1 protein-coding gene is annotated in these 10,674 nt (G+C 77.5%); it reads right to left on the bottom strand.

The genetic code is table 11. The annotated features are described in order from the left end of the window. Window positions 1–16: 16 nt before the first annotated feature. Window positions 17–10,674: SDR family NAD(P)-dependent oxidoreductase (locus ACIG3E_RS40690; RefSeq protein WP_399626222.1), on the bottom strand; the 10,658-nt coding region annotated here is incomplete at its 5' end.

The following is a 10,674-nucleotide window of genomic DNA, read 5'->3' as shown; positions in this document are numbered from 1 at the left end:
TGTTCTCGCTTCTCCCTCAGGCCCCGTAGTTGTTGTCGAGCAGTTCGAAGAGTTCGTCGGCGGTGGCGGTGTCGACGGCGGGCCCGCCGTCCGCCTCGCCGCCGTCCCGCGGCAGCCGGTCGTTCCAGGCGCGCAGCAGGTCCCGCAGGCGGGTGCCGATCGCGTCGGCGCCCGGTGTGTCGGGCCCGGCGGCGGCCAGCGCGGCGGCGAGCCCGTCCAGGTGTTCGTGGAGGGGGCGGTCCGGCAGGGCCGGTGCGGAGGCCGCGCACAGCCGCTGGTGGAGGTGGTCGGCGAGGGCGGCGGGCGTGGGGTGGTCGAAGACCGCGGTGGGCGAGATCCGCAGCCCGGTCGCCTCCCCGAGCCGGTTGCGGAACGTCACGGCGAGCATCGAGTCGAACCCCGCGGCGGTGAACGGCCGCCGTGGCTCCACGGCCGCGCGGCCGGAGTGGCCGAGCACGGCGGCGGCGTGCGCGGTGACCAGGTCGAGGACGGCGCGGCGCCGGTCGGCCCGGTCCAAGGGCGCGAGCCGGGCGGCGAGGGCGGCCGCGGGGTCGCCGTTCGGCACGGGCGCGGGGGCCTGCGCGGGTGCGGTGGTGGCGACGGCGGCGGTCCGGCCCGGTGTGGCCAGCCAGTAGCGCTCGTGCTGGAAGGCGTAGGTGGGCAGGGGGACGTGGGGGTGGGCGGGCCGGGGCAGGGCGGCGGCCCAGTCGAGGGGGGCGCCGTGGATCCAGGCCTCGGCGAGCGCGGTGAGCAGCCGGTCGGTGCCGCCGTCGTCGCGGCGCAGCGTGCCGACGGCGGCGACGGGCCGCTCCGCGCGCTCGGCGGTCCCGGTGAGGGCGGCGGTCAGGACGGGGTGCGGGCTCGTCTCGACGAACAGGTCGTGGCCCGCGGCGAGCAGGGTCTCGGTGGTGCGGGCGAACTCGACCGGCTCGCGCAGGTTGCGGTACCAGTAGTCGGCGTCGAGGGCGGTGCCGTCGACGACGTCGCCGGTCACGGTGGAGTAGAGCGGGATGCGCGAGGGCCGGGGCCGCACGTCGGCGAGGGCGGTGCGCAGCGCGTCGCCCACGTCGGCGACCTGGGCGGAGTGCGCGGCGTAGTCGACGGGCAGCCGCCGGGCGCGGACACCCGCCTGCTCGCAGTCGGCCTGGAGGCCGGTCAGCGCGTCGGGCGCGCCCGCGACGACGACGGCCCCCGGTCCGTTGACGGCGGCCACGCCGATCCGCCCGTCGTAGGGCAGCAGCAGTTCCCGTACGTGCTCTTCGGGGGCGGCGAGCGAGACCATGCCGCCGCGGCCCGCGAGTCGCCGCAGCTCCCGGCTGCGCAGGGCGACGACCAGGGCGGCGTCCTCCAGGGTGAGCGCCCCGGCCACGCAGGCCGCGGCGATCTCGCCCTGGGAGTGCCCGACCACGGCCGCGGGCTCGACACCGTAGGAGCGCCACACCTCCGCGAGCGACACCATCACGGCGAACAGCACCGGCTGCACCACGTCCACGCGCTCCAGGGACGCCGCCTCGGGGGTTTCCCGCAGGACGTCAAGGAGCGACCAGTCCGTGTGCGGGGCGAGGGCCTGGGCACACGCGGTGATCCGCGCGGCGAACTCCGGTGATCCGTCCAGGAGTTCGCGCGCCATGCCGGGCCACTGCGAGCCCTGCCCGGGGAAGACGAACACGGTCCGGGCCTCTCCGGCGCGGCCGGTGGCGGCGCCGGGCGCGGGCGCCCCGTCGGCCAGGGCCGCGAGCGCGGCGAGGAGTTCGTCCCGGGTGCGCCCGGTCACGGTGGCCCGGTGCGGGAACGCGGTGCGCGTGGTGGCGAGCGCGTGGGCGAGGTCCGCGAGGGGCAGGGCGGGGGCGGCTTCGGCGTGCTCGCGCAGGCGGCGGGCCTGGGCGCGCAGGGCGGGCGCGGAGGCGGCCGACAGGGGCAGTACGACAGTGTCGGTGGCGACCGGGTCGACCGTGGGTGCCGTCGCGGCGGGCTCGGGCAGCGGCGGCTCGTCCGGGGCCTGTTCGAGCACCGCGTGGGCGTTGGTGCCGCTCATGCCGAAGGAGGACACGCCCGCGCGGCGGGGGCGGCCGGTGTCGTCCCACGGGCGGGCCTCGGTGAGCAGGCGCACCGCTCCCCGGGACCAGTCGGCCTCGGGGGTGGGCGTGTCCACGTGGAGGGTGCGGGGCAGCAGGCCGTGGCGCAGGGCCAGGACCGTCTTGATGACCCCGGCGACGCCCGCGGCGGCCTGGGTGTGGCCGATGTTGGACTTGAGCGAGCCGAGCCACAACGGCCGTTCGGCGGGCCGGTCCTGGCCGTAGACGGCGAGCAGGGCCTGTGCCTCGATGGGGTCGCCGAGGGTGGTGCCGGTGCCGTGTGCCTCGACGAGGTCGACGTCGGCCCCGGTGAGCCCGGCGGCGGCGAGCGCCCGGCGCAGGACGCGCTCCTGGGCGGGGCCGCTGGGTGCGGTCAGGCCGTTGCTCGCGCCGTCCTGGTTGACCGCCGAGCCCCGGACGACGGCGAGGACGGGGTGGCTCCGGCGGCGGGCCTCCGAGAGCCGCTCGACGACGAGCATGCCGACGCCCTCGCCCCAGCCGGTGCCGTCCGCGGCGGCGGCGAAGGACTTGCAGCGGCCGTCGGGCGCGAGGCCGCGCTGGCGGCTGAACTCCACGAACACGTCGGGCGACGCCATCACGGCCGCGCCGCCGACGAGCGCGAAGGAGCACTCCCCCGCGCGCAGCGCCTGCCCGGCCAGGTGCAGGGCGACCAGGGACGAGGAGCAGGCGGTCTCGACGGTGACGGCCGGGCCCTCGGTGCCGAGGGTGTAGGCGATGCGGCCGGAGGCGACGCTCGTGACCGTGCCGCTGAGCAGATGCCCCTCGACGGCGGCGGCCGGGTCCCGCGGCCCGGTGCCGTACCCCTGGGCGGCCACGCCGAGGTAGACGCCGCCCTGGCTGCCGCGGACCGAGCCCGGGTCGATGCCCGCGCGCTCCAGGGCCTCCCAGGCGGTCTCCAGGAGGAGGCGCTGCTGGGGGTCCATGGCGAGGGCCTCGCGCGGCGAGATCCCGAAGAAGCCCGCGTCGAAGTCCCCGGCGCCGTCGAGGAATCCGCCGCCCGTGGTGGAGAAGGTGCCCTCGCGCTCGGGGTCCGGGTCGTAGAGGTCCTCCAGCGGCCAGCCCCGGTCGGCGGGCAGCGGGCCGATGGCGTCGCGTTCGCCCGCGACGAGGTCCCACAGGTCCTCCGGGCCGCGTACGCCGCCGGGGAAGCGGCACGCCATCCCGATGATCGCCAACGGCTCGTCGGTGGTGGCGGGCCGCGTGGGCTCGTCCTGCGGTGCGGGGGCGGCGCCGGTCAGTTCGGCGTGCAGGTGGCCGCCGAGCGCGGTGGCCGTGGGGTGGTCGAAGACGGTGCTTGCGGGCAGGGTCAGACCGGTGGCGGCGGCGAGGCGGTTGCGCAGTTCGACGGCGGTGAGCGAGTCGAAGCCGAGGTCGTGGAAGGGCCGGGCGGCTTCGACGGCGACCGGCGAGTCGTGGCCGAGGACGGCGGCCGCCTCGGCGCGCACGAGGTCGGTGAGCGCCCGCGGTCGCTCGGCGTGCGGCAGCGCGGCGAGCCGGTCGCGCCAGCGGGCCGAGGCGTCCGACACCGCGTGGTCCGCTGCCGGGCCCGGCTCCGGGGCGGCGTCGGGGAGTTCGGCGAGCAGCGCGCTGTCGCGCCCCGACCGGAAGGCCGGGGCGAAGCGCGGCCAGTCCATGTCCGCGACGACGATGCCGCTGTCGTCGCGCTCCAGGGCCCGCCACAGCGCGTCGAGCGCCACGTCGGGCGCCATCGGGACCAGGCCGAGGCGGCGCAGGCCCGCGCCGGTCGCGCCGTGCGCCATGCCCGCTCCCGCCCAGGGCCCCCAGGCCACGCTGACCGCCGCGCGGCCGTCGGCGCGCCGCCGCTCGGCGAGGGCGTCCAGGTGGGCGTTGGCGGCGGCGTAGGTGGCCTGGCCCGCGCTGCCCCAGGTGGCGGAGACCGACGAGAACAGCACGAACGCGTCAAGGCCTTCGCCGAGCAGGTCGTCCAGGTGGACGGCGCCGCGCACCTTGGCCGCGGTCTCCTCGGCGAGCAGCGCCGGGGTGCAGTCCGCGACGCGGGTGTCGGAGGTGACGCCCGCGGCGTGGAAGACGGCCCGTACGGCATCGCCGTCGGCGGCGAGCCGGTCGAGCAGCTGCGCGAGCGCGTCCCGGTCGGCCATGTCGCAGGCCACCACGGTGACCCGGGCGCCCAAGGCCTCGATGTCCGCGGCGAGTTCCTGGGCGCCGGGCGCCTCGGGGCCGCGACGGCTCGTCAGGACGAGGTGTTCGGCGCCGTCGCGGGCGAGCCGCCGGGCGACGTGCGCGCCGAGACCGCCGGTGCCGCCGGTGACGAGGACGGTGCCGCGCGCGGACCACTCGGGCTCGCCGCTGTCTGCCGTACGAGCGTCGTCGGCTGCCGTACGGGAGTCGTACGCCGGTGTCGGCGCGGCTCGCAGGAGGCGGCGTCCGTGGAGGCCGTCCGCGCGGAGGGCCACCTGGTCCTCGGCGTAGCCGCCGTCGGTGCGTACGGATCCGGACAGCAGGGCGCACAGGCGGCGCAGCGACGCGGCGTCGGGCCGCTCCGGCAGGTCCACCAACCCGCCCCAGCGGCCGGGGTGTTCGAGGGCCGCGACCCGGCCGAGCCCCCACACCTGAGCCTGCTCGGGGTGGCCCGGGCCCCGGCCGTCCACGGCGACGGCGCCGGTGGTGGCGCACCACAGCGGGGCGTCGGTGCCCGCGTCGCCGAGGGCCTGGACGAGCAGCAGGGTGGCCTCGGTCCCTCCGGTGGGAGCGGTGGCGAGCAGCGACAGGACGCCGTTCGCTCCGGCCGGTACGAGCGCGGCGAGCCCGGCCCGGTCCGTGCCGTCCGGGACGGTGAGGACGGACACGGCGGCGCCGTGCTCGGCGAGCGCGCCCCGGCAGGCGTCGGCGAGCGGCTGGCTCGCGGCGGCCTCGGGCACGACGAGCAGCCAGGTGCCGGTGAGGGCGGGCGTGGCGGCCTGTTCGGGCAGGGCGCGCCAGGCCACGCGGTAGGTCCGGGTGTCCGCCGCGTCGACGGATTCGGCGGGGCGCGGGGTGGGCCAGTATCTGCGGTGCCGGAACGGGTAGGTGGGCAGGTCGTCGAGGCGGGGCAGCCGGTCGGGGCAGCCCACGGACCAGTCGACGGCCGCGCCCCGGACGTGCAGCGCGGCGAGGGCGCCCGTGACCGACGCGGTCTCGTCCCTGCCGTCGCGCAGCAGCGGCACCGCGCGGCAGTCGTCGCCGTCGGTCCGGCACGCCTCGACGAGGCCGGACAGGACGCCGCCCGTGCCGAGTTCGAGGCAGCTGGTGGCGGACTCGGCGAGCAGGGTGCGGGCGCCGTCGAGGAAGCGGACGGTGCCGCGCACGTGCCGCACCCAGTACTCCGGGTCGCACAGGTCGTCGGCGGTGGCGCGCGCCCCGGTGAGGTTCGAGATCACGGGGATGCGCGGCGGCGCGTACGTCATCTGCCGGGCCACGGCCCGGAAGGCGTCGAGCATGCCGTCCACGCGCGCCGAGTGGAAGGCGTGGCTGACGGCGAGCTCCTTGGTGCGGCGGCCGCGCGCCCGGAAGGACTCGGCCAGGCGCAGCACGGGGGCGCGGTCGCCGGACAGGACGGTGGCGCGCGGCCCGTTGACGGCCGCGACGCAGACGCCCGGGTCCTCGGCTTCGGCGAGCAGGGCGCGTACCTCGTCCTCGTCGGCCTCGACGGCCGCCATGGCGCCGCCGCCGGGGAGGGCGTCCATGAGTCTCCCGCGCGCGGCGACCAGGGCGCAGGCGTCCGGCAGGCCGAGGACTCCGGCCACGTGGGCGGCGGCGAGTTCGCCGACGGAGTGGCCGAGCAGCAGGTCGGCCCGCACGCCCCAGTGCTCCGTGAGCCGGAACAGCGCGACCTGGAGGGCGAACAGCGCGGGCTGGGTGCAGCCGGTGCGGTCGAGGAGCGCCGCCGCGTCGGTGCCGGGCGCGGCGAACATGACGTCGCGCAGCGGCAGTTCGAGCTCCGGCGAGAGGTGCGGGGCCAGGTGGGTGAGGACGGCGTCGAGCGCGTCGGCGAAGACCGGTTCGCGCCGGTACAGTTCGGCGCCCGTGCCCGCCCGCTGGCTGCCCTGCCCCGGGAAGAGGAAGGCCGTGCGCCCTGCCGCGCCCGCGTGCCCGGTGACAAGGCGCCCGGAGGAGTTCCCCTCGGCCAGCGCGGCGAGGGCGGCGAGCACGGCGTCGGGGTCCTGGCCGAGGACGGCGGCGCGGTGGTCGAGCGCGGCGCGCCGGGTGGCGAGGGCGTGGGCCGTGTCGGCGAGGGCGCCGGGGGTGGGCCCCTCGTCCGACGGCCGGTGGCCGCTGAGGTACGCACGCAGCTGCGCGGCCTGCGCGCGCAGGGCGTCCGGCGTACGGGCGGAGAGGAGCAGCGGGACGGCGACGCCGGGGCGGGGAGCGTCCGCGCGGGAGGCTGCGGCGCCACGGGGGTCAGGCGAGTCCGCCGCGCCCGGGGCGTCGGCGGGCGGTGCCTGTTCCACGATCACGTGGGCGTTGGTGCCGCTGATGCCGAACGAGGAGACCCCGGCCCGGCGCGGCTCACCCGTCTCCGGCCACGGGGTGCGCCCGGTCAGCAGGCGTACGTCGCCCGTGGCCCAGTCGACGTGCGGGTTCGGCTCCTCGGCGTGGAGCGTGCCGGGCAGCTCCCCGGCTTCGAGGGCGAGCACCATCTTCATCAGCCCGGCCACTCCGGCGGCGGCCTGGGTGTGCCCGATGTTGGACTTGACCGAGCCGAGCCACAGCGGCCGTCCGGCGGGGCGCCCCGCGTGGACGGCCTGGAGCGCCTGGGCCTCGATCGGGTCGCCGAGCACGGTGCCGGTGCCGTGTGCCTCCACGGCGTCCACCTGGTCGGCGCGGAGCCCCGCGTCGGCGAGCGCGGCCCGGATGACGTCCTGCTGGGCGGGGCCGTTCGGGGCGGTCAGGCCGTTGCTGGCGCCGTCCTGGTTGACGGCCGAGCCGCGGAGCACGGCGAGGACGGGGTGGCCGCTCCGGCGGGCGTCACAGAGGCGTTCCAGGAGTAGTACTCCGGCGCCCTCGCCCCAGGAGGTGCCGTCGGCGCCCGCGCCGAAGGCCTTGCAGCGGCCGTCGCGGGCGAGGCCGCGCTGGCGGCTGAACTCGACGAAGAGCCGGGGTGTGCTCATCACCGTGACGCCGCCCGCGAAGGCCTGCTCGCAGTCGCCGCGCCGCAGCGCCTGCACGGCGAGGTGCACGGCGACGAGCGACGAGGAGCACGCCGTGTCCACGGTGAGGGCGGGGCCTTCGAGGCCGAGGACGTAGGCGACGCGGCCGGACAGCACGCTGGCCGTGTTCCCGGTGAGGAGGTGCCCCTCGGACACCTCGGGGTCGGCTCCGGCGAGGCCCATGTAGTCCTGCCCGTTGGTGCCCACGAACACGCCGACGCGGCGGCCGCGCAGCGCCTCGGGGTCCTGTCCCGCGCGCTCCAGGGCCTCCCAGGAGGTCTCCAGGAGGAGCCGCTGCTGCGGGTCCATGGCGAGGGCCTCGCGCGGCGAGATCCCGAAGAACTCGGCGTCGAACCCCGCCACGTCCGTGACGAACGCGCCCTGGGTGCAGTACGTGGTGCCCGCCCGGTCCGGGTCCGGGTCGTAGAGCCCGGCCGCGTCCCAGCCCCGGTCCGCGGGCCAGTCCGTGACCGCGTCCCGGCCCTCGGCGAGCAGCCGCCACAGGTCGGCGGGGCGCTCGGCACCGCCGGGGAACCGGCAGCCCATGCCGACGACGGCGATGGGCTCCGCGTCGTACGCGGTCGGCGTGCCGTCCGGCTCCCGGGCGCCGTCGGTCCCGCCTTCCGCGCCCGCCTCGCCGAGTTCGGCCAGGAGGTGGGCGGCGAGGACGGCCGGGGTCGGCCGGTCGAAGAGCACGGTGGCGGGCAGGCGCACACCGGTGGCGGCCGCGAGGCGGTTGCGCAGCTCGACCGCCGTGAGGGAGTCGATCCCCATGTCGTTGAAGGCCCGTTCGGGCCGCACGGCGTCGGGGGTGGGGTGCCGCAGGACGGCCGCGGCGTGCGTACGGACGAGGTCGGTGACGAATCTGCCGCGCTCGGCGGCGGGCACGGCGGCGAGCCGGTCGCGCAGCGTCCCGTCCAGGGTGCCGGGCGCGCGCTCGCCGTCGTCGCCGTCCCGGCGGGTGTACGCGGCGAGCAGCGCGGTCGCGCGCGGCCCCGTGGCGGCGGCGAAGCGCCGCCAGTCCGCGTCGGCGACGACGACGTGCCCGTCGTCCTCGGCGAGGGCGCGGCCGATGGCCGTCACGGCCGCCGCGGGGTCCATGGAGGGCAGGCCCCGGTCCCGCAGGCGTCCGGCGACGCCGTCGTCGAGCATGCCTTCGCCCGCGGCCCAGGCGCCCCAGGCGAGGGCCGTGCCGGGCAGCCCGGCGGCGCGCCGGGCGGCGACGAGGGACTCCAACGCCGCGTTCGCCGCCGCGTAGTTGCCCTGTCCGGCGTTGCCGACGACGCCCATGACGGAGGTGAAGACGACGAAGGCCGCCAGGTCCAGGCCCGCGGTCGCCTCGTGCAGGACGCGGGCGGCGGTCGTCTTGGCGCGCAGCGACACGGCGAGCCGCGCCGGGGTGAGGGCGTCGAGCATGCCGTCGTCGAGGACGCCCGCCGCGTGCACGACCCCGGTCAGCGGACGGTCCTGGGGCAGCGCGTCGAGCAGCGCCGTCACCTGGCCGGGGTCCGCGACGTCGCACGCCGCGACCGTCACGGCGGCGCCCGCGTCGGCCAGTTCGGCCCGCAGCGCGGCGGCCCCGGGCGCCTGCGGCCCGCGCCTGCTGACCAGCAGCAGGTGTCCGGCGCCCTGTGCGGCCAGCCAGCGCGCCACATGGGCGCCGACGCCTCCGGTGCCTCCGGTGATCAGTACGGTGCCGGTCCCGAAGCCCTCCTCGACGGCGGGGGCGCCGCCGCGCGTGACGGGCGCGGGCCGCAGCCGACGGCCGTGCACCCCGGTCGAGCGGACCGCGACCTGGTCCTCGTCGGTCACCGACGCCAGGACGGCGCACAGCCGTCGCAGGGCCCGCTCGTCCGGTGCGGCGGGCAGGTCGGCCAACCCGCCCCAGCGGTCCGGGTGTTCGAGGGCGACGCACCGGCCGAGACCGGCGACGGCCGCGTACGCGGAAGGGCCCGGCCGCTCCCCCGCGCCGACCACGGCCGTGCCCCTGGTGACGCACCACAGCGGCGCGTCGATCCCGGCGTCCCCGAGCGCCTGCACGAGCGCGAGGGTGAGCGCGAGTCCGCCGGGCAGGTCGGTGTGGTCGGGGTGCGGGCGGCGCTCGTCCGCGAGCAGGGACAGGACTCCGGCGACGGGCCGCTCCGCCACGGCGTCCGCGAGCGCGGCGGCCAGCTCGGCGCGGCCCTGTCCGGGCCCTTCGGCAGTGACCACGGCGAGGTCGATCCCGAGCGCGCGGAGCCCGCGCACGACGTCGTCGGCGGCGCCTGCTGCGGGCTCTGCCGCCTCTTCCACGTACGCGGCTTCTTCGGGGCACGCGGCTTCGGGGCACACCACGAGCCAGCGCCCCTCGGGCACCGAGGCGGGCGGCAGTTCGAGCGGCTGCCATGCCACGCGGTGGCGCCACGCGTCGACGCTCCGCTCCCGCGCCCGCTCGGCACGCCACGCCGAGAGCGCGGGCAACACCTCGTCCAGGGCCTGCGGGGTCACCTTCAGCGTCTCCGCGAGCCGGGCGGGCTCCTCGCGTACGAGGACCTCCCACAGGCCGTCCGTAGCGGGCGCCGGGGCCGCGCTCTCCTGAGGGCCCAGCCAGAAGCGCTCACGCTGGAAGGGGTAGGTGGGCAGCTCGACGCGGGTGGCACCGGTGCCCTCGAACAGCGGCGACCAGTCCACGGAGAGGCCGTGGACATGGGCCTGCCCGAGCGCCAGGAGCATGCGCTCCAGACCGCCCTCGTCGCGGCGCAGAGTACCCAGCACCACAGCGGTACTGTCGGCCGACTCCAAGGTCGCTTCGACCGCCGTCGTCAGGACCGGGTGCGGACTGATCTCCACGAACGCGCCACAGCCCTCGCCTGCGAGGGCGCGGATGGCGGGCTCGAAGGCCACCGTGCGACGGAGATTGCCGTACCAGTACCCGGCATCCAAGACCGAGGTGTCCAACCAGTCACCCGTCACCGTGGAATACAGCGGTACCTCTGACGAGGACGGCGAGATCCCCTTCAAGGCCTCCAGGAGCTCGGCCTCGATGCGCTCCACATGGGCGGAGTGGGAGGCGTAGTCCACGTCGATACGACGCGCCCGTACGCCCTCGGCCTCGCAGCCTTCCACCAGCTCATCCAGGGCGTCGGTGTCACCCGAGACCACCACCGCCGACGGGCCGTTGACCGCCGCCACCGACAAGCGCCCACCCCACACGGCGAGCCGCTCCTCCACCTCAGCGGAAGGCAGGGCCAGGGACACCATCCCGCCGCTCCCCGCCAGCCGCACAATCGCACGGCTGCGCAACGCCACCACCCGCGCCCCGTCCTCCAAAGACAGGGCGCCAGCCACCACCGCCGCAGCGATCTCCCCCTGCGAATGCCCCACCACCGCATCCGCCACCACACCAAACACCCGCCACAACCGCGCCAACG

Origin of the sequence: Streptomyces sp. NPDC053474, from assembly GCF_044544845.1 — a bacterium.
Taxonomy (GTDB): domain Bacteria; phylum Actinomycetota; class Actinomycetes; order Streptomycetales; family Streptomycetaceae; genus Streptomyces.
Note: the sequence above shows the minus strand (reverse complement) of the source record. Positions and strands in the feature narration are given on the sequence as shown.